25 protein-coding genes and 2 pseudogenes are annotated in these 24309 nt (G+C 63.1%); 12 read left to right on the top strand and 15 right to left on the bottom strand.

Annotated elements, in window-relative coordinates; all coding sequences use genetic code 11:
- Positions 1-36 precede the first annotated feature (36 nt).
- Positions 37-672, top strand: a complete 636-nt coding sequence (locus LOY37_RS18070) for a hypothetical protein (protein ID WP_093380918.1) — start codon at positions 37-39, stop codon at positions 670-672.
- Here the strand turns inward: LOY37_RS18070 and arsH are convergent.
- From arsH to LOY37_RS18055, 3 genes are read right to left on the bottom strand one after another with little or no spacing between them, the layout of a single operon-like run.
- Complete coding sequence (gene arsH, locus LOY37_RS18065) at positions 643-1335, bottom strand: arsenical resistance protein ArsH (protein WP_258715442.1); 693 nt, start codon at positions 1333-1335, stop codon at positions 643-645. The genes LOY37_RS18070 and arsH overlap by 30 nt on opposite strands.
- A 12-nt stretch (positions 1336-1347) precedes the next feature.
- Entirely contained in the window at positions 1348-1818 is a 471-nt protein-coding gene (locus tag LOY37_RS18060) for an arsenate reductase ArsC (protein ID WP_093380924.1), read from the bottom strand.
- 12 nt (positions 1819-1830) lie between these two features.
- Positions 1831-2175 carry a metalloregulator ArsR/SmtB family transcription factor gene (locus LOY37_RS18055; RefSeq protein WP_045194829.1) on the bottom strand — a complete coding sequence of 115 codons (345 nt, stop codon included), beginning with the start codon at positions 2173-2175 and terminating at the stop codon, positions 1831-1833.
- 170 nt (positions 2176-2345) lie between these two features.
- On the opposite strand from LOY37_RS18055, the gene LOY37_RS18050 reads away from it, so the two are divergent.
- Positions 2346-3386, top strand: a complete 1041-nt coding sequence (locus LOY37_RS18050; protein ID WP_258715441.1) for a DUF1176 domain-containing protein — start codon at positions 2346-2348, stop codon at positions 3384-3386.
- Positions 3387-3460: 74 nt separating this feature from the next.
- Here the strand turns inward: LOY37_RS18050 and LOY37_RS18045 are convergent, their stop codons facing one another.
- Together LOY37_RS18045 and LOY37_RS18040 are read right to left on the bottom strand one after the other, a co-directional pair.
- Positions 3461-4246 carry a sulfite exporter TauE/SafE family protein gene (locus LOY37_RS18045; protein WP_045194827.1) on the bottom strand — a complete coding sequence of 262 codons (786 nt, stop codon included), beginning with the start codon at positions 4244-4246 and terminating at the stop codon, positions 3461-3463.
- Positions 4247-4751: 505 nt separating this feature from the next.
- Entirely contained in the window at positions 4752-5375 is a 624-nt protein-coding gene (locus LOY37_RS18040; protein ID WP_045194826.1) for a helix-turn-helix domain-containing protein, read from the bottom strand.
- A 121-nt stretch (positions 5376-5496) separates the two neighbouring features.
- On the opposite strand from LOY37_RS18040, the gene LOY37_RS18035 reads away from it, so the two are divergent.
- The 3 genes from LOY37_RS18035 to LOY37_RS18025 all read left to right on the top strand — a co-directional run bounded on the left by LOY37_RS18035 (position 5497) and on the right by LOY37_RS18025 (position 8160).
- Complete coding sequence (locus tag LOY37_RS18035; protein WP_258717209.1) at positions 5497-6627, top strand: FAD-binding oxidoreductase; 1131 nt, start codon at positions 5497-5499, stop codon at positions 6625-6627.
- Between the two features lie 19 nt (positions 6628-6646).
- Complete coding sequence (locus LOY37_RS18030; RefSeq protein ID WP_093380936.1) at positions 6647-7024, top strand: RidA family protein; 378 nt, start codon at positions 6647-6649, stop codon at positions 7022-7024.
- Between the two features lie 71 nt (positions 7025-7095).
- The gene (locus tag LOY37_RS18025; RefSeq protein ID WP_258715440.1) at positions 7096-8160 is read left to right on the top strand and encodes a hypothetical protein; all 1065 of its coding nucleotides are present in this window, start codon (positions 7096-7098) and stop codon (positions 8158-8160) included.
- A gap of 54 nt (positions 8161-8214) precedes the next feature.
- On the opposite strand, the gene LOY37_RS27630 is transcribed toward LOY37_RS18025, so the two are convergent.
- The 3 genes and pseudogenes from LOY37_RS27630 to LOY37_RS18015 all read right to left on the bottom strand — a co-directional run bounded on the left by LOY37_RS27630 (position 8215) and on the right by LOY37_RS18015 (position 11161).
- The gene (locus LOY37_RS27630; RefSeq protein ID WP_408980598.1) at positions 8215-8955 is read right to left on the bottom strand and encodes a methyl-accepting chemotaxis protein; all 741 of its coding nucleotides are present in this window, start codon (positions 8953-8955) and stop codon (positions 8215-8217) included.
- Between the two features lie 162 nt (positions 8956-9117).
- A pseudogene (locus tag LOY37_RS27625) lies at positions 9118-10101 on the bottom strand (cache domain-containing protein); the annotation flags it as partial.
- Between the two features lie 175 nt (positions 10102-10276).
- A complete protein-coding gene (locus LOY37_RS18015) occupies positions 10277-11161 on the bottom strand; it encodes a LysR family transcriptional regulator (RefSeq protein ID WP_195884662.1) in 885 nt (294 codons plus the stop codon).
- Positions 11162-11283: 122 nt separating this feature from the next.
- Between LOY37_RS18015 and LOY37_RS18010 the strand changes: the two genes are divergently transcribed.
- Entirely contained in the window at positions 11284-11730 is a 447-nt protein-coding gene (locus LOY37_RS18010; RefSeq protein ID WP_045194813.1) for a PACE efflux transporter, read from the top strand.
- Between the two features lie 9 nt (positions 11731-11739).
- Here LOY37_RS18010 and LOY37_RS18005 read toward each other — a convergent pair whose 3' ends face one another.
- The 5 genes from LOY37_RS18005 to LOY37_RS17985 all read right to left on the bottom strand — a co-directional run bounded on the left by LOY37_RS18005 (position 11740) and on the right by LOY37_RS17985 (position 16150).
- Positions 11740-12786, bottom strand: a complete 1047-nt coding sequence (locus tag LOY37_RS18005; RefSeq protein ID WP_213604374.1) for a hypothetical protein — start codon at positions 12784-12786, stop codon at positions 11740-11742.
- A 64-nt stretch (positions 12787-12850) separates the two neighbouring features.
- Positions 12851-13270, bottom strand: coding sequence for a hypothetical protein (locus tag LOY37_RS18000; RefSeq protein ID WP_082075396.1), 420 nt, complete (start codon positions 13268-13270; stop codon positions 12851-12853).
- Positions 13271-13362: 92 nt separating this feature from the next.
- Positions 13363-14049 (bottom strand): GntR family transcriptional regulator, encoded by a 687-nt coding sequence (locus LOY37_RS17995; protein WP_045194811.1) that lies wholly within the window; start codon positions 14047-14049, stop codon positions 13363-13365.
- A 16-nt stretch (positions 14050-14065) separates the two neighbouring features.
- Positions 14066-14770: a FadR/GntR family transcriptional regulator gene (locus LOY37_RS17990; protein WP_045194809.1), complete on the bottom strand. Its 705-nt coding sequence runs from the start codon at positions 14768-14770 to the stop codon at positions 14066-14068.
- A 69-nt stretch (positions 14771-14839) separates the two neighbouring features.
- Positions 14840-16150 carry a C4-dicarboxylate transporter DctA gene (locus LOY37_RS17985; RefSeq protein WP_038994418.1) on the bottom strand — a complete coding sequence of 437 codons (1311 nt, stop codon included), beginning with the start codon at positions 16148-16150 and terminating at the stop codon, positions 14840-14842.
- Between the two features lie 531 nt (positions 16151-16681).
- Between LOY37_RS17985 and LOY37_RS17980 the strand changes: the two genes are divergently transcribed.
- A complete protein-coding gene (locus LOY37_RS17980) occupies positions 16682-16831 on the top strand; it encodes a hypothetical protein (RefSeq protein ID WP_213603422.1) in 150 nt (49 codons plus the stop codon).
- 234 nt (positions 16832-17065) lie between these two features.
- On the opposite strand, the gene LOY37_RS17975 is transcribed toward LOY37_RS17980, so the two are convergent.
- Positions 17066-18202: an IS481 family transposase gene (locus LOY37_RS17975; RefSeq protein ID WP_258715439.1), complete on the bottom strand. Its 1137-nt coding sequence runs from the start codon at positions 18200-18202 to the stop codon at positions 17066-17068.
- Positions 18203-18463: 261 nt separating this feature from the next.
- Positions 18464-18778: a helix-turn-helix domain-containing protein gene (locus LOY37_RS17970; protein WP_045194806.1), complete on the bottom strand. Its 315-nt coding sequence runs from the start codon at positions 18776-18778 to the stop codon at positions 18464-18466.
- A gap of 278 nt (positions 18779-19056) precedes the next feature.
- Between LOY37_RS17970 and LOY37_RS27620 the strand changes: the two are divergent.
- The 5 genes and pseudogenes from LOY37_RS27620 to kdpA all read left to right on the top strand — a co-directional run.
- A pseudogene (locus tag LOY37_RS27620) lies at positions 19057-19326 on the top strand (PAS domain-containing protein); the annotation flags it as partial.
- 174 nt (positions 19327-19500) lie between these two features.
- On the top strand, positions 19501-20610 hold the full coding sequence (locus LOY37_RS17965; RefSeq protein ID WP_371128675.1) for a methyl-accepting chemotaxis protein: 1110 nt from the start codon (positions 19501-19503) through the stop codon (positions 20608-20610).
- Positions 20611-20632: 22 nt separating this feature from the next.
- On the top strand, positions 20633-22321 hold the full coding sequence (locus LOY37_RS17960) for a bifunctional diguanylate cyclase/phosphodiesterase (protein WP_045194801.1): 1689 nt from the start codon (positions 20633-20635) through the stop codon (positions 22319-22321).
- A gap of 188 nt (positions 22322-22509) precedes the next feature.
- Positions 22510-22599, top strand: coding sequence for a K(+)-transporting ATPase subunit F (gene kdpF / locus LOY37_RS17955; RefSeq protein WP_036996387.1), 90 nt, complete (start codon positions 22510-22512; stop codon positions 22597-22599).
- Between the two features lie 8 nt (positions 22600-22607).
- Positions 22608-24302 (top strand): potassium-transporting ATPase subunit KdpA, encoded by a 1695-nt coding sequence (gene kdpA / locus LOY37_RS17950; RefSeq protein ID WP_258715437.1) that lies wholly within the window; start codon positions 22608-22610, stop codon positions 24300-24302.
- Positions 24303-24309: the final 7 nt, after the last annotated feature.

Raw genomic sequence — 24309 nt, 5'->3', positions numbered from 1 at the left:
TGGATGCATGGGGCCATTTCATGGAGATCAGTGGCAATGAATTCGCCCGGAAAAGGACTTCCCGAGACCTTCCTGCAAGCCGCCGCCCTGCGCGAGCACGACCGCTACCCTGAGGATATGGACTGGCAGGCGCTGGTCCATGCGTTTTTCCCCGACAGCGTGGTCGGCATGGCCCAGTCGCTGTCGAACATCACCGGGGCCTTCTATGGCCTGATGCTGGAGCAGGCCGGGGAAATGTTCGGCCGCGAGCACATCAATCGCCTGTCCGAGCGCATGTTCTATCGCCTCGGCCGGCGCATGGCAGCGCGGCACATGGCCAGCCAGGTGCAACTGGAGCGCGACGCCCGTGGCCTCGGCCGGTTGGTGGTGGCGGCGATTTTTACCTCCAGTCCGGAATACCGCCTGCACATCCTCGAATTCGGCGCCGAGCAGGTGTTTATACGCATCACCGGCGCCGATCGCTACCACCGCATCGCCCGTGAACTGGGCTTCGAAGACGTGCTGCAGTGGCCGGTACTGCGCGAGTTTTTCCGTGGGCTGGGGGATGAGCTGGGGATTACCGAGCGCTTCGCACTGGCCATGGAACTGGTAAGCCTGGATGACGACAGCCGGTGCGATTATTCGCTGGCTATCGTCAGGCGCTCAGATCGAACGCTGGCCGACCCGCTGTGACAAAGCCTCGGCCGACTCCTTGCGCTCGGAGTAGCGATCGACCAGATGCTCGCTGCGCCCGCGCAGCAGCAGGGTGAACTTGACCAGCTCTTCCATGACGTCGACCACACGGTCGTAGTAGGCCGAAGGTTTCATCCGGTCGTTACCGTCGAATTCCAGCCAGGCCTTGGGCACCGAGGACTGGTTGGGGATGGTGAACATACGCATCCAGCGCCCCAGTACTCGCAGCTGGTTGACCACGTTGAATGATTGCGAACCACCACACACCTGCATCACTGCCAGGGTTTTACCCTGGGTCGGACGCACCGCGCCCATGGCCAGCGGCACCCAGTCGATCTGCGCCTTGAACACCGCCGACATGGCGCCGTGGCGCTCGGGCGAGCACCATACCTGGCCTTCGGACCATTGCATGAGGTCGCGCAGTTCGACCACCTTGGGATGGTCCTCGGGCGCGTCGTCGGGCAGGGGCAGGCCGCTGGGGTTGAAAATCCGGGTTTCGGCGCCGAAGTGCTCCAGCAGGCGCGCAGCTTCCTCAGTCAGCAGGCGGCTGAACGAGCGTTTGCGGGTCGAGCCGTAAAGCAGCAGGATGCGCGGCTTGTGCCCGTCATGGGCGGCGTTGGCAGGGATCAGGTCGAGGTCGAGATTGGGCAGTTGATCGTTCATGGGAGAGTCCTTTTACAGGGTGCCGATGCGGTCAATTTCAGCCTGCAGCTGATCGCGGCTCAGGCGCTCGAAGGGCAGGGCGAGGAAGGTTGTGCAGCGCAGCGCGATACGCGCCAGGGTGGCGTCGAAGGCGGCATCGAGCTGGGTGTCGGTGCCGTGGATTTCGGACGGGTCCGCCAGCCCCCAGTGGCTCTTCAGTGCCGGGCCGAAGTACAGCGGGCAGGCTTCGCCAGCGGCGTTGTCGCAGACGGTGATGACGATGTCCGGTGGGTTGTCGACGAAGGTGTCGTTGCCTTTGCTGGTCAGGCCGCTGATACCGATGCCGGCGCGTTGCAAGGTCGACAGGCTGCGAGGATGCACCTGGCCCTTGGGGAAGCTGCCGGCACTGAGCGCTTCGAAACCGGCCGGGGCCAGGTGGTTGAACAGCGCTTCGCACAGAATGCTGCGGCAGCTGTTGGCGGTGCACATGAACAGGATTCGCATGGGGCGGACTCCTTAGCAGCAGGTTGCGCGGGCAGGGCGATCACCCATGCCGTCGAGGCGGGTGCTGTCGGCGCTGAGCCACTGGCCGTTGGCTTCAAGGGTCAACTGCAATACCTGGTTGACCCAGGCCGGCAGTTGCGGGTTAAGCCGGTAGTACACCCACTGGCCCTGGCGGCGGTCGAGCAACAGGCCGCAGCTGCGCAGTTGCGCCAGGTGGCGGGAGATCTTTGGCTGGCTGTGGTCGAGCGCGCACATCAGCTCGCAGACGCACAGCTCACCTTCGCGGGCGATTAGCAGCGTGGCGCGGGCACGGGTTTCATCGGCGAGGCATTTGAACAGGGCGGTGGGGCTGAGCATCGAATCGGCCTTTTACATATGGAAATTCGAATATACGGATTTCCATATGTTTTTGGCAAGCCGGTTGTCTAATCAGCCAGCCGCTGGTGAACTCAGCATCATTACCCTGGAGCAGTACTTTCAGGATGCCCAGCGTTAGAATGCGCCGTTTACCAGAAACGGAATTCATCATGAGCGCACCGTTGCACGCCGCTTTTTTCACCTTGCTGGCCTTGCCCGGTGCTGCCCACGCTGCGGCGGCAGAACCGGTACCGCTGTACCAGCCCCTCAAGGACTGGGTGGTTGGCTGTGACAATACCCGCCAGTGCACGGCGCTGGCGGCCGATACCCGGGCGGACATGCCGCTGGGCATCCAGGTAATGCGCGGGGCCGGCCTCGATGGCCAACTGCAGGTGACGATCTTCAGCAACAGCTCGCTGGAGGCGCCGTTGCAGCTCGATGGCCAGCCGCTGGCACTACCCTTGAGCGAGGCTCAGGAGGACGGCGTGGTGTTCTGGCACGCCAGCGGCGAGCAGGCGATGGCCCTGCTCAAGGCCATGCGCAACGGCGCGCGCCTGACCTCGCAGAGCAATGATGGTGAGCTCGGTAGCTCTCTGAACGGCCTGACGGCTTCGTTGTTGCTGATCGATTCGGTGCAGGGGCGGGCAGGGCATCGCAGCGCCTTGGTGCGCACAGGGGATGCGCCGGATAGCGCCGTGCCTTCTGCGCCAGTACTGCCCAAGCTGGCGCCATTCGTACGCCCCGAGCCGATGGGTGAAGCAGAGGCCAGGCGCATCAGCGAGGTGGTCATGGCCGTCACCGCAAACGACTGGCGCGACCCCGACGCGGACTGGACCCCGGACAGTGCCCAGGCCTATGCCTTGAGCAAGGACACGGCGCTGGTCAGCTTTCGTTTCGGCTGCGGTGCCTACAACTGCGAGTACGCGCTGTACACCACTTCGCGGGCGCATCCCGAGCAGGCGAAGGCGCTGCAACTGGAGAAGATTGCGGCGCAGGAGCAGTGGGGCGACTTTGGCGGTTCGGTGGGCTATGACCCGGACTCCGGGGTGCTCAGCAGTTTCATCCTGGCGCGGGGCATTGGCGATTGCGGCATGGAACAGAGCTGGCGTTTTGACGGGGAGCGCATGCGACCGCGCTCGCTGTCACGCATGGGCAGTTGCACTGGGAACTGGCCAGACAAGTGGCCGGTGCTGTGGCGTACGCAGGATTGACCCTGGGGCTACTGCGTAGCCCATCGCCGGCAAGGCCGGCTTCCACAGGGATTGGTGTTGCCTGAAAGCCTTGATCAGAACGCCAGCTTGTAGCCAATCATCAGCAGCATGCCCGCCAGGCACGGGCGCAGGATGCTGTCGGAAATTCGCCCGGTCAGGTGGCTGCCCATGTAGATGCCCGGCAGCGAGCCGAGCAGCAGGTAGCCGAGCAGCGACCAGTCCATGTTGCCCATGCTCGCATGGCCGAGACCTGCCACCAGGGTCAGGGGCACGGCGTGGGCGATTTCGGTGCCGACCAGGCGGCGGGTGACCAGGTACGGATAGAGCAGAAACAGCGCCACGGTGCCCAGGGCGCCGGCACCGATCGAGGTCAGCGAGACCATGACGCCGAGCACCACGCCGGTGACTACGGTCAGCAGGTTGAGGCTGGTGCCGCTCAGGTGGTAGCGGTCGCCGGCGTGTTTGCTGGCGAAGGCCTGGAGTTTGCTTTTGAACAGGATGGCCAGGGCGGTGAGCACCAGGACCACGGCCAGGCCTTGCTTGATAATGGCGTTGGCGGCCTGGGTGTCGGCATCGAGGCTGGCGAGGAACCACAGGGTCAGGGCGGCGGCCGGGACGCTGCCGAGGGTCAGCCAGCCGGTGATTTTCCAGTCGATATTGTTGTTTTTGCCGTGGACCCAGACGCCGCTGGCTTTGGTGATGGCGGCGTAGAGCAGGTCGGTACCTACGGCGGTGGCGGGGTTGATGCCGAACCACAGCAGGATCGGGGTCATCAGCGAGCCGCCGCCGACGCCGGTCATGCCGACGATGAATCCAACTACCAGGCCTGCAATGGTGAAACCGAAAGAACCTACATCCATAAGTAACCTAAACGCCCAACGTGCCCGTGATCGGATGGCAGCCAGCATAAAGGTTTTTTTATAGCCAAATAGACTTGTTCGTTATTAGGTTATAACTGGGTCGAGCTTCGGGAGGGTTTGCACCATCCATTTGCCAGGGTGTGGCTTAGTCACCTTTCCGCCCTTACGGCGGCTTACTTTTTTCAGTCGAAAAAAAAGTAAGCAAAAATTCTCGCCCCACCAGTGGGCCCTGCGCTGCGCTTCGGGTTCCCTCGCTACGGTGTCGCTACGGGGCATTGCGAACTACGAGTTGCAAGCAACTCTACGTTTCGCAACTTCGGCTAACGCCGAAGGTGCTGCGCACTCGCCCCTTCGCAACACCTGCACTCGGCCCTTCTGGTTAACGGGGCCGGTAGATCAAGATCAAGAGCACAATTCGCTTCGCTCTTGTTGAGCGCGTAGCGCTGTGGGAGCGGCGGTGCGACGTCTCGACTTGACCCGCGATGCGGTGTTACAGACAACGCTGTTACCGATCCGTCATCACCACCATCACATGCGCATCCCCACCATCTTCCGTCTCGGAAAGATAAATATGCCCGACATTGCTGTTGAAGTACGCCGTCTCCTGCGGGCCGATACTCACCGCCTCACCGGTTTCAAACACAATCCGTACTCGCCCGCTCAGCACCAGGGCAAATTCCTGCCCGGGGTGGCGGATGAATTCGTCGAACTGTTGCCGCTCGCGAGCGATGATCCGGGCGTACATCGGGGTCATCAGGCGCTGCGGAAATTCGCCGGCAATCGGGTGGTAGTCGTAGGTGCCGGTGCTGTAGCCGGGAGCGCTGGGCAGGGAGTTGACCACGACGGTGGTCGGCACTGGCACATCGCTTACGCCTGAAGCGCGAAACAGCTGGGCGATATCCACCTGCAACGCCCGCGCCGCCGCCGCGAGTTTTTCGTAGCTCACCGAGACCTGCGCCAGTTCCATTTTCGACAGGGTCGAGACCGGTACCCCGGACAGCGCCGAGAGTTGCTTGAGCGTCAGTTGCTGGGCCTTGCGCACGCTGCGCAGGCGCGCGCCGACTTCGGCGCGGTCAATCAGCGGCAGCGCGCCAGGGCGGGTGTCGGCAGGGGAGCGGTCGGCACTCATCAAGCATCTCGGTCAGGTAAAACGGATGCGCATCTTACCGTGAGCGCTTGCATAATCCGAAATTCTCAGATATTAGAATTCTCACAAATGATAATTTCATCTCGCAGGTGATTGCATGGCTATGACACAGACCTTCGACATCGTGATCATCGGCGCCGGTATTGCCGGTGCTTCATTGGGCTATCGGCTGGCGCCAGGGCGCCAAGTGCTGATGCTTGAACGCGAAGCCCAGGCCGGCTACCACTCCACCGGGCGCTCGGCGGCGATGTTCATGGAGGCCTATGGCACCCCGCAGATCCAGGCGCTGACCCGCGCCAGCCGGGCCTTTTATGAGTCGCCGCCGCCGGGCTTCTGCGAGCATGCCTTGCTCGAACCGCGGGGTTGTCTGTATGTGGCGACCCTGGAGCAACAGGCGCTGCTCGACAGCACCTATGCACAGAGCCAGGCCAACGGTACCGAAGTGACCTTGCTCGACCGCGACGGGGCGCTGGCGCTGGTGCCGAGCCTGCGCGCCGAGGTGGTGGCCGGCGCGGTACTCGAACCCGGCGCCATGGACCTGGATGTACACGCGCTGCACCAGGGCTTCTTGCGCGGTTACCGCCAGGCCGGCGGGCACTTGCACTGCAATGCCGAGGTGGTCGAGGGCAGTTACCACGAAGGTTACTGGCAGCTCGTGATGGCCGACGGCAGCTGCATTCAGGCGCGCCAGTTGGTCAACGCCGCTGGCGCCTGGGCCGATCACATCGCGGCGGTCTGCGGCGTACAGCCGGTCGGCCTGCAGCCGTGCCGGCGCTCGGCCTTTACCTTCGACGGCCCGCCAGACCAGGCCTTCAGCCGCTGGCCGGCAGTGATCGGCGTCGATGAGAGCTTTTATTTCAAACCCGATGCCGGGCAGTTGCTCGGCTCACCGGCCAACGCCGACCCGGTCGAGCCCCAGGACGTGATGCCCGAAGAGCTCGACGTCGCCATCGGTATCTACAACATCGAGGCCATCACCACCCTGGCGATTCGCCGCCCCAGTCATAGCTGGGCCGGGCTGCGATCGTTCGTTGCCGATGGCGACCTGGTGATTGGCCGCGATCCGCACAACCCGGCGTTTTTCTGGCTGGCGGCGCAAGGCGGTTATGGTATCCAGTCCGCCGCTGGCGCTTCGCAACTGGCCTGTGCGCTGTTGCTTGAGCAACCGTTACCGGCAACCCTGAGCGCCGAGGGGGTCGAGCCGCAACGCTTGTCCCCGGCGCGTTTTCGTTAACTCCCGAAGGAGATTTCCCATGAGTTCGACTATCGAGCGTATCCCCAGCCACCTGCCATATCCGTTTTCCAAAGCGGTCAAGGTCGGCGGTTTTCTGTTTCTTTCCGGGCAGATCCCCCTGCACGCCGACGGTGAAGTGGTGCGCGGCGACATTCAGGTCCAGACCCGGGCGGCGCTTGAGCGTATCGGTGAAACCCTGGCCGAGTGCGGCGTCGGTTTCGACCAGGTGGTGAAGGCCACCGTGTGGCTGTCCGACATGGCTCATTTCGCCGGCTTCAACGAGGTCTACAAAAGCTTCTTCGCCAGCGGCTACCCGGTGCGTTCCACCGTCAGCGCCGGCCTGGCCCTGGGCGTGGATGTCGAGATCGAAGTGCAGGCCTGGCTCGGCAACGACTGAGTCAGCACGGCAACACTGGGTAAAAACAACAACAAAGGCCCCGCAGGGCCATCGATACCAGAGGGCTGAAAATGAAAGAGCAGCTGAAAATTGCAGGCGCCTTTATCGGCGTGATCGTCGGCGCAGGGTTCGCCTCGGGGCGGGAGCTGTTGCTGTTCTTTGTCGACTTCGGCCTCTGGGGCCTGCTTGGGGCGCTGGTCAGTGCGGCGTTGTTCACCTTTCTCGGCATGGCCCTGGCAAGGCTCGGCAATCGCTTGCAGGCGGCCTCGCACAAGGACGTGGTGTACGCCATCTGCGGGCGTTACCTGGGCTTGTTCGTCGATTTGCTGATCACCTTTTTCATGTTCGCCGTCACTGTGGTGATGCTTGCCGGCGGTGGGGCCTTGCTCGAGCAGCAGTTTGGCATTCCGGCGCTGGCCGGCAGTGTGCTGGTGACGGTGCTGGTGGTGGCGGTGGTGTGCCTGGATGTGCAGAAGGTGATTCTGCTGATCGGTGCGGTGACGCCGTTCCTGATCCTGGTCGCCACGGCGATTGCCTTGTACGCGGTATTTACCCGCGAGCTGAGCTTTGCCCAGCTTGACCGGGTGGCCAGCCAGCAAGAGGCGGGCACCCGCCATTGGCTGCTCGGTGCGTTCCTGTATGTGTCGTACAACATCGTTGCCGGAGCGCCGATCCTGGCGATTCTCGGTGGCTCCGCACGCCTGGAGAAAACCGCGATCTGGGGCGGGATTCTTGGCGGCGCGGCACTGGGCGGGCTGATGCTGGTGATGAGCGCCGGGCTGTTGTCGCGCCTGGACAGCGTGGCCGAGCTGCCGATGCCGATGCTGTCGATTGCCAGCGAAATCTCCCCGGCACTGGGCGTGATCATGTGCGTGATCATCTTCGGCATGATCGTCAACACCGCCGTGGGCACGCTGTATTCGTTTCTGGCGCGGCTGTTGCCGGCCGGCACCCGCAGTTTTCGCCTGGGTTCGGTGGCGGCGGGGGTGGCGGCGTTTGTCTGCAGCCTGATCGGCTTTATCAGCCTGGTCGGCCAGGTCTATCCGTTCTTCGGTTATCTGGGTTTTGTGCTGATGCTGGCGGTTTTGATCGGCTGGCTGCGCCTGGGGCGGGCCAAGCAGGTGCTTGCGGTGTAGCGCGAGAGGATGAAAAAAGGGGCCGCAAGCGGCCCCTTTTGTTTTTCACAGCGGTCAGATCTTGAAGCTGTCGACCAGTTGCTTGAGGCGCCCGGCCTGTTGGGCCAGGGCATCGCAATGACGCAGGGTGTCATTGAGGTTGGCCACGCCTTGCTGGTTGAGCACGTTGATCTGGGTGATATCCAGGTTCAGGCTTTCTACCACGGCGGTCTGCTCTTCGGTCGCGGCGGCCACCGACTGGTTCATGCCGTCGATCTCGCCGATGCGCTGGGTCACGCTGCTCAGGCGCTCGCCGGCCTGGTTGGCAACCATCACGCTTTCTTCGCTGGAGACCTGGCTGGCGTTCATGTTGTGCACCGCCTCGCGCGAACCGACCTGCAGGGTGGTGATCATCTTGTGGATTTCTTCGGCCGACTCCTGGGTGCGGTGGGCCAGGTTGCGGACCTCGTCGGCCACCACGGCAAAACCACGCCCGGCTTCACCGGCACGGGCCGCTTCGATGGCGGCGTTGAGCGCCAGCAGGTTGGTCTGCTGGGAGATGCCCTTGATCACGTCGAGGATCTGGCCGATGTCGTCGGTGCTGGCGTTGAGGGTTTCGATCTGCTCGCACGATTCGCTGATCTTCTGCGACAGCGAGGTCATCGCCGAAATGGTTTCCTGCACCACCTGACGACCGTCGTTGGCCTGCTCGCTGGCGCCGCTGGCGTGTTGCGAGGCATCGGCGGCGTTGCGGGCGATTTCCTGGGTGGCAGCGCCCAGCTCGTTGATCGCCGCAGCCACGCTGTTGGTGCGCATGCTTTGCTCTTCAGAGCCGATGATCGAGGCGTTGGAGGCGCTCATCACGCGCTCGGACAGGTCGTGGACCTGGCGAGTGGCCGAGGACACTTCGGCAATCGAGGCATGGATACGCTCGACGAACTGGTTGAAGGCACCGGCCAGTTCACCGAACTCGTCCTTGTTCTCGACGACCAGGCGGCGGGTCAGGTCGCCTTCGCCCTGGGCGATGTCCTGCATGGCGCGGCCCATGGTGGTCAGCGGACGCATCAGCACCGGGATCAGCAGGCTCAGCAGGCCGGCGATGGCGGCCACGGCAATGAGCATGGCGATAATGGCCGAGGTACGGAACTGGCTCAGGCCGGCGTAGGCTTTGTCGCGATCGATCGACAGGCCGATGTACCAGTCAGCCGTCGGCAGGCCGCTGACCGGGGCGAAGGAGATGATCCGCTCCTGTTTGTTCAGGGTGACCTCGTGGGTGCCCGGGGCGATGTGCAGGTTGCTGCCCGGGTAAATGTCCTTGAGGTTCTTCATCACCTGGTCTTTGTCCGGGCTGACGATCACCTGGCCGTTACGGTCGACCAGAAATGCATGGCCGATACCGCCGAAGTCCACGGCGTTGATGATGTCCACCAGGGTCGCCAGGCTCAGGTCGCCACCGACCACGCCGAGCAGCTCGCCGCTGGTTTTGCTTTTCACCGGCATGCCGATGGTGACCACCAGGCCGCCGACCGCCGCCATGTATGGCGGGGTCAGCATGGTCTGGTTGGCAGCGACGGCCGCGGTGTACCACGGGCGCTGGCGCGGGTCGTAGCCGTCAGGCATCTTCGCGTCCGGGCGCTGGGTGAACACGCCGTTGGCCTGGCCCACGTAGGTGAACTGGAAGTTGTTGGTGTACGAAGGCTGGTCGACCAGGCCCGGCAGGTCGGCGTTGGCGCCTTGCTGGGCGACGTCCTGGGCGAGGTTTTCCAGGACCAGAATGCGCCCGCTCATCCAGTTCTGCACACTGCTGGCAGCCAGTGCCCCGGCCTGTTTGACCGACGAGTCGATGTTCTGTTTGATGGTGTTGCGTTGCAGGTAATCGTTGTAAAGGGTGAACAGTGCAAATGCCAGAACCACGACGCCGCAGGCGCACAGCAGGATCTTGTGGCGAAATTTCAGGTTCATGTTCCGAGACCTTGTGCCAGTAAAGAGGAGTGCCGAGCGGCGCTTTTGGCGTGTGCTCGTACCTATCCAGACGGGTATCGGCCGCAAAACTGAAAAATTGATAGGAGTTTTTGCCGCAGGGGCTGACAGGATTTTCCTACTGCCTGCTCTGGAATGCGTGTTTCAGCCGGGCGCTTTATTGCACGCCCAATAAACGCACCAGCGCCTGGGCAGCTTTTTGCAGTGGCTGGTGCTGGCGCCAGAAGGCATGCACCGGCAACTGCAACTCGTTGCGGGTGTTGCTGAAGTCCAGGCGCACCAGGCGCCCGGCGCCGAGCAACGGTGCTACCCGCGACAACGGAAAGTCGCCCCAGCCAAGGCCGGCTTCGACCATTTCGATGGCCATGGCCAGGCTGTCGGTGCGCCAGTACGCCTTGCCGATCAGCGCGCGGGTGTCGCTAAGGGGCAGGTCGCGGCTGGCCACCAGGATCTGCCGGACGTTGGCCAGGTCTTCGAGGTAAACGATTTGCCGGGGGCGCTGTTGCAGGGCCGGGTGCTGCGGGCCGATGCAGGCCACCAGCGACTCCATGCCGATGTTCTGAAAGCGCTGGCGGGCGTCCACCGACAGCCCGGCGAAGGCCAGGCACAGGCTGACGCGGCCGTCGTGCAGCAGTTGCAGGGCATCTTCCTGCGGTGCGCTCAGCACCTCGACATTCAGCAGCGGGTGGCGCTCACTGAGGGTTCTGATCGCCGCCAGCAGGCGGGTGTGGTCGATGTCCGGCACCACGCTGATGCTCAAGGTGCTTTCCAGCCCTTGGGACAGCTCCAGGGCATGCACCTGCAATTGCCCCAGTTGGTTGGCGATCATCCGTGCATGCGGCTCCAGGGCCTGGGCCATGGCGGTGGGGCGGGTTTCCCGGTGGGTGCGTTCGAACAGGCTGAAGCCCAGTTCCGCTTCCAGGTTGCCGATGGCCATGCTCACCGCCGACGGCACCCGGCCCAAAGCCCGGGCGGCAGCGGAAAACGAGCCGCGGTCGAGTACGGCGAGAAACAGTTCGATGTTGTCGCTGGAAAAGTTCATGGCAATCTCCTGTCAGCTAATCTGATAGCTGCTGACTTTGGCTGTCAAGAAGATTGACGCATGCTTGCCCGCCTCAGTTGCCCAAGAGGGCGACGTTTTACGGCAAAACCGAGGTTAGCAACGTGCAAGGTGTCAAACGCAAACTGGTCTACGTGACCGCCTATGAACTGATCGGACTGTGCATGTCGACCCTGGGCCTGGCCTACCTGGCCGACAGCGCGCCGAGCAATACCGGGCCGCTGGCGGTGATGATCACCACCATCGCCATGGCCTGGAACTTCATCTACAACACCCTGTTCGAGTACTGGGAAAGCCGCCAGGCCAAGCGTGGGCGCAGTGTTGGCCGGCGGCTGGCGCATGCCATCGGTTTTCAGCTGACCCTGGTGGTGTACTTGATCCCGCTGATTGCCTGGTGGCTGGACATGAGCCTGCTGGAGGCCTTTGTCGTCGACCTGGCGTTCATCATCCTGATCCCGTGCTACACCTTCATCTACAACTGGCTGTTTGACCGCATCTTCGGCCTGCCGACCTCGGCCCAGGCTCAGCCCGACAACCGCGTCGCCGCATAAGCCGCGCGTTTATTGGGCCGGCAGGGTGATCACCTGGGCTGCGGGCTGCGGCTCGCGCTCGGGGCCTTCGGCGGCCAGCAGGCTGTCTTCTATCTCCCCCGACAGGTAGTAGACCCCGGCCATGGCGCCGGTCTTGCGGTTCTCCATCAATTCCCGCCATTCCTCGTTCAGCGCGACGTTGAGGATCACCCGCAGTTGCTCGATCATCGCCGGTTGTTCGCGGTTGTGGGTCATCACCCCGATGCCGGTGGCCGCCAGGGAAATCACCGTGCCCGCCGCACGCCCGACGGCTGCCGCCACGGCGCTGGCGATGCCCCGTGGCGCCAGGGTGGCGCCGAGCTTTTCACTGGCTTGCTGGGCGACCGATGACAGGCCGATGTCGGCGCGCTGGGTGCCGGCGCGCACGGCGCTGTGCAGGCGTTTGACCAGTGCGGCGTAGGCGGGTTGCTGTTCCAGCGGCTTGCTGAACAGCAATTGATGGAGCGAGGCATTGTTGTTGGCCGGGGGGCCGAGGCCGATGGCCTGGATTCGCGTCAGGTGCAGGTTGAACTGCTCCGGCGGCGCCCGGTAGCGCTGGGCAATCTGCTGCAGTTGCTGGCCAAGCAGCTGGATATACAGCTCCATGGCCCGGTCGCGAATGGCCTCGGGGTCGATCTCCTTGGCCACCGGGTCCAGCACCCGTTCGTGGTACTGCTCCTGCAGGTACTGGGCCAGGCGCTTTTCCGGGGTTTCGCTGCCGTCGCCACTGTTCATTTTGTACCAGGCCACTTTCATGGTCAGCCATTGCTGGGTCCAGTAGCCGGTGAACCAGGGGATGAACTCGCTTTCGGTGTACTGCTGCACGCGGTCTTTCCAGACCCGCATGGAGCGCCGGGCATAGTCGTTGACTGAACTGGTGACCGCCAGCGAAGCGTCGATGATCTCGCGGTCGATCTGTTGCCAGGTCGCCGCATTGACCGGGATGGGCGGCGGCTCGCTGACCTTTTGCCGTGAGCCGCAGCCGCCCAGCGCCAGGAGCACGGCGAGCAGCAGGGCGATGAGCGGGGAACGCGGAATCAAAGCGCAGCCCCCCTGTGGTCAGGCAAGCTCGAATGGTGTGGTTACCTGAGTATAGGTGCCGTCACTCGCGCTGCTGTTCGGCCTCAGCCTCGTCCAGGGCGAGGAGGATGTCGGCCCAGATCTCCTTGCAGAAAAACCACACCCAGGTGGCGTTCAACAGGCGGTCGATATGGCGCCGCCACCAGCTGTCGCGGCGTGCCTGGAGGGTTTCTTCGATCTCCTCCTGCAGCCAGGTTTCGTCGAAACCGGTCCAGACCGGCGGTACCGGCGTCATGATGTTGCCGTAGCAGGCGGGGGCGACTTCGCTGTAGAAGATTTCCTTGAGCAGCTCGCGGTCAAAACCCACCAGGTGGCGGGCGATCCACAGGTATTCGACGTGGGTGTCGACGAAGGCATCGGACATTGCTGCGCGCACTTGCTGGCGCTGCTGCGGTGTCATGTGCGGCGCAGGTGTCATCAGGGTGCCCTCCAAGGCGGTCATCGGTCCATTTGTTAGGAGCGGGCTTGACCCGCGATAGCGTCCTGTCGGCCACATCGTATCGCGGGGCAAGTCCCGCTCCCAGGCGAAAATGCTCAACCCTCCAGGTCGAGCTTGGCCTCGATATGATCCAGATGCTCATGCATCAACGCCAGCGCCGCCTCGCCATCGCCGTTCTCCAGCGCATCGATGATCGCCGCATGCTCCTGCCAGGCGCAATGGCTGCATGGTCGTGCTTCGTACTGGGCAATGATCAGCGAAGTCTGCGGTACCAGGCCGTTGAGAAAACGCGCCAGCGGCAGGTTGTCGGCCATGTCCGCAAGTTTGAGGTGAAACTCGCCGCCCAGGCGGATCGCCGTGCAGCGCTGGCCCTGTTCATGGTGCTGGCGCTCGCGGGCCACCAGTTCGCGCAACTGGCGGATCTTGGCCGGCCGTGCGCGCTTGGCCGCGAGGCTGATCAGGGTGGTTTCGGCCAGGCGCCGGGCGCTGAGGATCTGCCGTGCATGCTGCGGGTCGGGCGCAGCCAGGCGTGCGGTGTGGCTCGGGCGCTGGACGATCACCTGTTGGTCCGACAAACGCCCGAGCACCCGCCGGATCACCGTGCGGCTAACCCCGAAAGCATCGCCCAGGGCTTGCTCGGTCAGGGCGCTGCCAGGAGCCAGGCGCTGTTCGAGGATGGCATCGAACAGCCGTGGGTAGATCTGCTCGGCCGACAACCTGCGCTCACCCTGGGCAAGCAGCGAGGGCAGGGCGGTGTCATGGGCGTGGGCGCTGGCGTTCATGGTCGCACTCCTGGGGTCAGTTGCCCGGATGATCGTCCGGGATGTTCAGTTCGATGCCCATGCGCCGGCCTTCCTGAAGGATATGGTGGCGCATCTGCGCGCTGGCCTGGGCGCTGTTCTTGTTGCGGATGGCGCGCACCACCGCTTCGTTTTCCTCAAGTCGCGCCGCCAGATGCTCGGGCGAGTTGCGCAGCACTGCGGCGCTTTGCTTGAGGGCGTTGCTGGTCTGCTGCACCACGCTCTGGAAGATCGGGTTGGCGGTCAGGGTGAACAGCTCTTCGTGAAAGGCGATGTAGGCGTTGACCCCGGCTTCGCTGTCTTCGGCCTCGAGGGCTTCGCGCATGTCCATCAGGGTCAGGCGCAACTGGCCGATTTCCTTGCTGCTGATCGACTGCGCCACCAGGCCGACGATGAACGGCTCGAGGGTGTAGCGCAGTTGCAGCACATCCTCGAGGCTGGCCTCGGCGACACCGCTCTGGGGCGAGGTGCTTTGCGCCGCATCGGCGTCCAGTACCAGCACGCCCTTGCCCGGCATCGAGCGCACCAGGCCGAGGGTTTCCAGCACGGTCACCGCTTCGCGCAGGCTTGGCCGGCTGATACCCAGTTGCTCGGCCAGTTCGCGCTGGCCCGGCAGCATGTCGCCGGAGCGCCACTGGCCGCGGGCCAGGGCCTGGCGGAGTTTTTCCACCACCGAGTTGACGACGGTTGATGAAGTAATCATTGGTCACTCCATGAGAACACTTGCATGGTTTGCTCCTGTGGCCGGCAGTTTTGCTGCCGGCCCTGTTGCTCAGAACTCTTGTTGATGGGCGTTGGGGGTTTTGCGCTGGGCAAAGCCGAAGCCCTGTTTGCCCGACAGCACATTGTTGGCCCGTTCCATGTCGATATCGCCTTCCCAGCGGCCGATGGCCACGGTGGCCACGCAGTTGCCGATCAGGTTGGTCAGCGCCCGGCCGATGCCCATGAACCAGTCCACCGCCAGCACCAGCACCAGGCCGACCACCGGGATCGCCGGAATCGCGGTGAGGGTCGCGGCAAGGATCACCAGCGCCGAACCCGGAATACCGTGGGCGCCCTTGGAGGTAATCAGCGACACCAGCAGGATGGTCAGCAGGTCGGTCATCGCCAGCGGCGTGCCGGTGGCGTTGGCAATGAAGACGATGGCCAGGGTCAGGTAGATCGAGAAGCCGTCGAGGTTGAACGAGTAACCGGTAGGAATCACCAGGCCCACCGTCGAGCTGCCGATGCCCAGGTGCTCGAGCTTACGCATGATCTGTGGCAGCACGGCGTCGGAAGAAGCGGTGCCGAGGACGATGGTCAGCTCTTCGCGCAGGTACTTGATGAACGGCAGGATCTTCAGCCCCGACAGGCGCATCACGGTGCCCAGGATCAACAGCACGAAACCGGTGCAGGTCAGGTAGAACAAGGCCACCAGGCCGCCCAGGTGCTGCAGCGATTCCAGGCCATATTTGCTGGTGGTGAAGGCGATGGCACCGAACACGCCGATCGGCGCCAGGCGCACGATCATGCCCATGATGCGGAAGATGATGTGGCTCAGTTCGTTGATCAGCCGCGAAATGCCCGAGGCCGCTTCACCGACCAGGTTCAGGGCGCTGCCGAACAGCACTGAAAACAGCAGGACCTGGAGGATGTTGTTGTCGGCAAAGGCGCCGACCACCGAGGTCGGGATCAGGTCCATGAGGAACGCTGCAGTGCCATGGATGTGCTGGCCGCGTTCGGCCAGGTTGCTGGCTTCGCTGCTGGCCAGTTGGTCCAGATGAATGTTGGCGCCGCTGCCAATGCCCGAGGTAAAGGCGAACACCAGGCCGATCACCAGGGCGATGGTGGTCAGGATTTCGAAGTAGATCACCGATTTCAGGCCGATGCGCCCGACCTTCTTCAGGTCGCCAGCACCGGAGATGCCGCTGACCACCACGCAGAACACGATCAGCCCGATCAACATCTTGATCAGCTTGATGAAGCCGTCACCGAGGGGTTTGAGTTGCAGGGAAACTTCAGGAAAGCTCAGGCCGCAGGCTATGCCTAGCACAAGGCCCAACACCACTTGGAGGAAGATCGAACGCGAGCACCATTTGAGCATGGGAGGGATCTCTGGTCGGTGTCCCTGCTTCGATGCCACGGCGGGCGAAAGAGCGGAGGACTTAATTATTGTGGTCTTACCGGTATGTCCAGTGCGTGGGCAGTGTAGGCGCGATTTTTTTGGGTTTGCAAGGGGTTTTCGGCTGAGCGGGCAAGAATTGGCTTTACCGGTCTGACCAGTTGCGGTGCAATAGCCAGGCAAAAAAAGCTCTTCACGGAATTCAGGGTTGGGTTGTTGAGGCTGTGAGTTTATCCATTCAGTGTGGGGCTGCTGCTGGCCCCTTCCGCCTTTACGGCGGCCTACTTTTCTCTTGGGAAGAAGTAGGCAAAACCGCTTGCTCCTGCATACGGCCCTACGCTGCGCTTCGGGTCCCCTCGCTACGGCACCTTCCGGGGCATCGCGGCCTACGACTTGCTTTGCAAGTCTACATCTCGCGTCTTCGGCTGCCGCCGAAGGTGCTGCGCACCGCCCCTACAGGCACCTACGCTCGGCCTCCTGAAGTCGCTTTTCGCGGCGCCTGGAAGTACGTGCATGAACATCAAGATCAAGACCAAACAAGTTGGTGCTCGTTTTATCAGCGGGCTTGTCCCGCCCCTGCGTCAGCATGGCTTCGCCAACATCTGCTTTCGTAGATGCGTCAGTGCAGGCGCCGCCCGTAACTTCGCGACTTCAGGAGGCTGAGCGTAGGTGTCTGGAGGGGGCTGGTGCGTAGCACCCTTCGGCCGAGGCCGAAGTCGCGAGACGTAGACTTGGCGAAGCAAGTCGTAGGCCGCGATGCCCCTGGAAGGCACCGTAGCGAAGGAACCCGGAGCGCAGCGTAGGGCCGTATGCTGGAGCGAGCGGTTTTGGTTCCTTTTGCCAAGATGTATGGACCGGAGACATCGCTGACACATGTACGGGGACATGGTTGACACATTATCGCTTGCCATCCGGGTTGTTGAAATCGATGGTTCTCAGCTTGCGGTGGCAGAAGTAGACGTCGAAGTGATCAGGTCCCTTCTCGCTCGGGCGCAAAGCCAAAATGTGGCCCACCAGCGCTTTTGCTATCCGGAATGAGCGCTTCCTGAAGCGGAACTGACTATCGTAGGGTTTGACTAGGATATCTTCGGGTCCGTATTCAAAGGTTGGTACCCGGCTTGGAAACGGCCGTGTGCTCATCTGGTAGCGCTCCCTCGGTACTTGGTAGTCCAACTGCTGGTGGGGTCGCTTGTAGTTGTAGACGCCACGCCACAGGTCGAACGCCTCCTGCGCCTCCTGCGCCTCCCGCAAATCACGGAAGGTGCGGTCCCTGAGCACCTCTGTCTTGAGCGTTCGGTGGAAGCGCTCGTCTTTACCGTTGGTCTGTGGGTGCCCTGGCCGGCTGAAGGTCAAGCGTATGCCCAGACGCACTATCCAGATCCCTAGCGGCGTCAGCTCTCCAGGGTTTCGTGGTGCCCCCCAGGGCGCGCCATTGTCTGCGTTGATCTGCAGGGGAAGGCCATACCGCCTGAACAGATCGGTCAGGTGCTCCTGGACCAATTCGGTTCGCTGATGCGCACAGGCTTGAATCGCCAAGTTGAAGCGCGAGTGATCATCGATCAACGTCAACGGGTAGCACGGCCCCTGACCTGTCTGGAAGAAGCCTTTGAAGTCGATCTGCCAGAGATCATTAGGAGCCTCGCGTTCATAGCGTTTCCACGGCGTAGCTGCAGCACTGGCTTCGGAGGTGATCAGCCCGTGGCGATGCAGAACATTGGTGACGGTACTGGCGCAAATGCGCTGACCCAGTAGATGCCTGATCTTGCGGCCACCCCAGGCAGGGTGCTCCTTGCGGATGGCGATCACTTCTTTCTCAAGCCCACGATCCGTCAGCCTAGGGCTGCTGGCAGGTTTTCTGGATCGTTCCAAAAGGCCTGCCGCACCCTCCTGCCGGTAGCGGTTAAGCCACTTGTAACCTGTCTGGGGACTGATACCGAAGCGTCGGCACAACTCCCTGACATTGGCGTCTGGGTGATTGGCCAGACGAACGAACTCTTCTCTCAAGCTCATGGCGTCTCTCGCGTTCCAAGGCATGGTCGAATTCCCGGCAGGTTTGCTTGCCGAAAAGTGTCAACCATGTCCCCGTACACCTGTCCACCATGTGTCCGGTCCATACACCAAGACAAAAGGGACCCGCCGTAAGGGCGGAAGGGGCCGGCAGCCGCGCCACATCAAATGGATAAGCCCGCAGCCGTAACCGCAACAACCCAACCCAAAGATCATAGACTCCGGGATTGCGTGAAGAACCAAAAAAAAGCGGCAGGGTCGACCTGCCGCTTTTCGGGGTTGCCGCCACTAAGGCTTGGACAAGGCCAGGTCTACCGCTGCGATCAGCTTTCCCAGGTCTTGGGAGGGCGTTTTGTGAATGACGCCGAAGAGATAGGCACGCTGCTCGTCTTCGTCGTTCTCTTCGGCGAAGAAGGCTTTGAGTTTGATCCCCAGCACTTCGGAAAAGCTCGACAGGGCTTCCACGCTGGGAGTGTAGGTGCCGGTTTCGAAGCGACTGATGGTCTTGGGGTCAAAACCGGTTTTCTCGCCAAGTTCAGCCTGAGTGAGCCCGGCTACCTTGCGGTAACGTCTGATGGCCGAACCCAAACTTGAAATTGTCATCGCTTAATTCCCATTTAGAATCAAGAACTTAACGATATCTATCGGCAAGAGGCAACGCCACAATTCATCACCTTTGTTTGCATAATGTGATGTAATTCGTAGAATTGATCGTTTGGACAGGTCAAAAGCCATCGAGTTTCAACCGCGCTGACCCAGCTGAGACTATTCAGCAAAGCACCCCGGTAGAAGGCTGATCTCGGTGTCGGACGAATGGTTTGGGCGCTGCGCAGGACAACCTGGCAGACCCCTGCAAATGGAGTTTTATCGTGCGTCTCAACATGCCGGTTACCTCGGTCGAACAGACTTTCGGCGAGGATCAACGGCTTATTTCCGCCACCGACACTGCCAGCAATATTACCTACTGCAACGCCGAATTCGCCGCCATGAGCGGGTTCAGCCAGGCCGAGCTGATCGGTAGCCCGCACAACCTGGTGCGCCATCCGGACATGCCGCCAGCGGTGTTTGCCCTGATGTGGCAGTACCTCAAGGCCGGCCAGAGCTGGATGGGCATCGTCAAGAACCGCTGCAAGAACGGCAACTTCTATTGGGTCAGCGCCTATGTCACGCCGATTCTCGAGGACGGCCGCCTGGTCGGCTATGAGTCGGTGCGGGTCAAGCCCACTCGCGAGCAGGTGCTCCGTGCCGAAGCACTGTATGCACGCTTGCGCGAGGGCAAGCCGGCAGTGGCGAGCGGGCGCCGGCTGGCTCAGCTCGGCCAGGTGATGAGCCTGCCCCTGGCTGCAGGCGCGCTGGCGGTGGCGGCCAACCAGGTGCTGCCGGGCTGGCCGGGCCAGGGGATCACCCTGGGCCTGTTCGCGCTGCTCGGCCTGTGGGCGCATGGCCGTCTGGGTCGTCAGTTGGGGCAGATCGTCGGGTGTTCGACGCACACCTTTGCCGACCAGATCAGCGCCCTGACCTACAGCGACCTACTGGGCCCGGCGGCGCAGTTGCAGATGATTTTGATCAGCGAAGAAGCGCGGCTGAAAACCGCGCTCACCCGCCTGAGCGACCTGGCCACACAAATGGCCGAAGCCGCCAGCGACTCTAGCCGTTTGTCGCGCAACACTGAAACGGCACTGCTGGAGCAGCGCGGCGAAACCGACATGACCGCCACCGCCATGACTGAAATGGCCGCCTCCATCGGCGAGGTGGCCGAGCATGTGCAGCAGACCGCCGTGCAGGCGCAGACCGCCAACCAGTTGGCCGAGCAGGGCAGCCAGGTCGCCGGCACCAGTCGCGAGGCCATCCAGTTGCTGGCCACTACCGTCAGCCAGATCAACCAGGCGGTCACCCACCTGGCCGGGCAGACCCAGGACATCATGCTCGCCGCTGAAGTGATTCGCGCGATTGCCGAACAGACCAACCTGCTGGCGCTCAACGCCGCCATCGAAGCGGCCCGCGCCGGCGAGCAGGGCCGTGGCTTTGCCGTGGTCGCCGATGAGGTTCGCGCCTTGGCGGCCAAGACCCGGCACTCGACCGTGCAGATCCAGGGCATCATCGAGAACCTGCGCAGCGGCGCCGACGAGGCGGTGAGCATCGCCAGCCTCGGTATCAACGAGGCCGAGCAGGGCGTGGCCCAGGTGCTGGAAGCGCAGCGCGCCTTGCAGGGTATTCGCGCCGCGGTCGAACGCATCAGCGACATGAGCCAGCAGATGGCCGCCGCATCGCAAGAGCAATCCTCGGTGGCCGAAGACGTGTCCGAGCAGATCAACAAGGTTGCCAGCACCGTGCAGGCCACCGCGCTCAACGCCAATGCTGCAGCCAGCCGCGGCGCCGAACTGGAAAGCATTTCTTCGGGCCTGCGGGCCCTGGTCGAGCGTTTCAATCGCTAGCCACCAGGGTGCAGAGGAATTCATGGACGATAACTACCGCGCGGCAGTCGATGCCGCCGCGATCTTTTCCGAAACCGACCTGAGCGGCCGGATCACCTACGTCAACGAGCAGTTCTGCAGCATCTCCGGCTACAGCCGCGAGGAACTGCTGGGCGCCAACCACCGGATCCTCAACTCCGGCCTGCACGGGCCGGAGTTTTTCATCGGCATGTGGCGCGCGCTGGTTGCCGGGCGGGTGTGGAAGGGCGAGATCTGCAACCGCGCCAAGGACGGTTCGCTGTACTGGGTCGACAGCACCATGGTGCCGTTGATCGACCCGGCCACGGGCAAGGTGCGCAAGTACGTTTCGATCCGCTTCGACGTCACCGAAAAACGCCAGCTGCTGCATACCCTGCAATGGCGGGTCGGCCACGACGTGCTCACCGGCCTGCCCAATCGCGCCTACCTGTCCGACCTGCTTAACCAGGCCCTGGAGTTCTCGCGCAACGAGGACATTCCGCTGGCGGTGTGCATGCTCGACCTGGACGGCTTCAAGGCGGTCAACGATGGCTACGGGCATGCCAGCGGCGATCTGCTGCTGGTCGAAGTGGCCACCCGGCTCAAGGGCATTCTGCGTGGCGGCGATGCCGTGGCGCGCTTGTCGGGCGACGAGTTCGTGCTGATTCTGCGCCACGTGCAAGACCCCACCCACTTGCAGGCGGCGCTTGACCGGGTGCTGACCGCGATCGCCGCGCCATACCGGATTCGCGAGCAGGAGATTCGCGTCAGCGCCAGCATCGGCGTGACCCTGTTCCCCCAGGACAACGAAGACACCGACACCCTGGTGCGCCACGCCGACCAGGCCCTGTACGTGGCCAAGCAGAGCGGACGCAACCGCTTTCACCTGTTCGACGTGTCGCTGGACCAGGAGGTCAAGGCCACCCACCAGACCGTGGCGCGCCTGCGCCAGGCCTTGCACCAGGGTGAGCTGTGCCTGCATTACCAACCCAAGGTCAACATGCACAGCGGCGTGGTGATCGGCTTCGAGGCGCTGCTGCGCTGGCAGCACCCGGGCAAGGGCCTGGTGCTGCCCGGCGATTTTCTGCCGCAAGTCGAACAGACCGACTTGATCGTCGAGATTGGCGAGTGGGTGATCGACCAGGCCATGAGCCAGATGCAAAGCTGGCAGGCGCTGGACCATCAGTGGCCGGTCAGCGTCAACATCGCTGCCCGCCATGTGCAGCGTGACGACTTTGTCGAGCGCCTGCAGTTGCTGCTCGGGCGTCATCCGGACGTGGCGCCGGCGATGCTCGACCTGGAGATCGTCGAGTCGGTGGCGATCGAAAACATCCAGCGCGTCAGCCAGTGCCTGGAGGCCTGCCAGCGTTTGGGCGTGCAGTTCTCCCTGGATGATTTCGGCACCGGCTATTCGTCGCTCAGCTACCTCAAGCGCCTGCCGACGCGGACCATCAAGATCGACAAATCGTTCGTGCGCGACATCCTCCACGACCACGACGACCTGGCCCTGACCCGCGCCGTCATCGGCCTGGCCCGGGCCTTTGGCCGCCAGGTAATCGCCGAAGGCCTGGAGACGGTAGAGCATGGCCAACTGCTGATGGGCCTGGGTTGCGACATCGCCCAGGGCTACTGCATCGCAAGGCCGATGCCGGCCGAGCAGGTGATCGGCTGGGTTGCCGGTTACCAGCAGCCAGCGCAGTGGAAAGTCCTGTAGGGGCGGGCCTTCTGTGGGAGCGGGCCTTGCCCCGCGATCGAGCGCGTAGCGCTCGCAATCCAGGCCCCGCCGCATCGCGTTATTTACGCATTCTTTATGCCCGGCCCTGGCTCTCGATCTCGCCCCTTTACAGCCTCTCTACCGACAATGACCGTCAGCGGCACGTGCCGTAAGGACGGAGAGTTTTCATGAGCATTCTGGACGGGGTGTCACTGCTGCTGGCAGTGGCCTTGATGATCTACCTGCTGGTCGCGCTGCTGCGCGCCGATCGGGGTTAGGAGCGACCATGCACAGTTACGATTACGCGTTGCTGCTGGCGTTCTTTGCGCTGGTACTGCTCCCGGCACCCTTGCTCGGGCGTTTCTATTTCAAGGTGATGGAGGGCCAGCGCACCTGGCTGTCGCCGCTGCTGGGGCCGGTCGAGCGTGGCTGCTACCGGCTCGCCGGGGTCGATGCCAGCAAGGAGCAGAGCTGGCAGCAGTACACCCTGGCCTTGCTGGCCTTCAACCTCGCAGGCTTTGTGCTGGTGTTTGCCGTACTGCTGTTACAGGGCTACCTGCCGCTCAACCCGCAGCACCTGGCGGGGCAGGAGTGGTCGCTGGCGTTCAATACCGCCGTGAGCTTCGTCACCAACACCAACTGGCAGTCCTATAGCGGCGAAGCCTCGGTCAGTTACCTGAGCCAGATGCTCGGCCTGACCGTGCAGAACTTCGTCAGCGCCGCCACCGGCCTCGCCGTGCTGGTTGCCTTGTGCCGTGGTATCGCCCGCCGTTCGGCACAGACCCTGGGCAACCTCTGGGTCGACATGACCCGCGCCACGCTCTACGGCCTGCTGCCGCTGTGCCTGGTGCTGGCCTTGCTGCTGGTGTGGCAGGGCGTGCCGCAGACCTTCGCCGATTATGTTCATGCCCTGACCCTGCAAGGCGCCGACCAGACCATCCCGCTGGGCCCGGCTGCCAGCCAGATCGCGATCAAGCAACTGGGCACCAACGGCGGTGGCTTTTTCGGCGTCAACTCGGCGCACCCGTTCGAGAACCCGACGGCCTGGAGCAACCTGTTCGAGGTGGCCTCGATCATTCTCATTCCGGTGGCCCTGGTGTTCACCTTCGGCCATTACGTCAAGGACATGCGCCAGAGCCGGGCGATCATCGCCGGCATGCTCGCGCTGTTCCTGATCGGCGGCGGCACCGCGCTGTGGAGCGAGTACCAGGCCAACCCGAACCTGAGCAGCCCGCTGGTTGAACAGACCGCGCCGCTCGAAGGCAAGGAAAGCCGTTTCGGCACCACCGCCAGCGTGCTCTGGACGGTGACCACCACCGCCGCTTCCAACGGCTCGGTGAACAACATGCACGACAGCCTCAACCCGCTCAGCGGCATGGTCGCGCTGGTCAACATGATGGTCGGCGAGGTGATCTTCGGCGGCGTCGGCGCCGGGCTCTACGGCATGCTGCTCAACGTGCTGATCGCGGTGTTCCTCGCCGGCCTGATGATCGGCCGCACCCCGGAATACCTGGGCAAGAAACTGCAGGCGCGGGAAGTGCAGTTGCTGGTGGCGACCCTGCTGGTAATGCCGGTCGGCGTGCTGGTGCTCGGCGCCCTGGCGGCCAGTTTGCCCGGCCCTGCGGCGGCGATCAGCAATCCCGGTGCCCACGGCTTCAGCCAGTTGCTGTACGCCTACACCTCGGCCAGCGCCAACAACGGTTCGGCCTTTGCTGGCCTGGGTGCCAACACCACCTTCCACAACCTGATGATCGGCCTGGGCATGCTGATTGGCCGCTTCGGCTACATCCTGCCGGTGCTGGCCCTGGCTGGCAGCCTGGCACTGAAAAAATCCGCACCGGTGGGGCAGAACAGCTTCCCGACCCACGGCCCGCTGTTCGTCACCTTGCTGGTGGTGACCATCCTGCTGGTTGGTGGCCTGACCTTCCTGCCGGCCCTGGCCCTGGGGCCGGTGACCGAATACCTGAGCCTGGGCTTGTGAGGAACAA

Origin of the sequence: Pseudomonas sp. B21-012, assembly GCF_024749305.1 — a bacterium.
GTDB lineage: Bacteria > Pseudomonadota > Gammaproteobacteria > Pseudomonadales > Pseudomonadaceae > Aquipseudomonas.
This window is presented reverse-complemented; position numbering and strand designations above follow the sequence as displayed.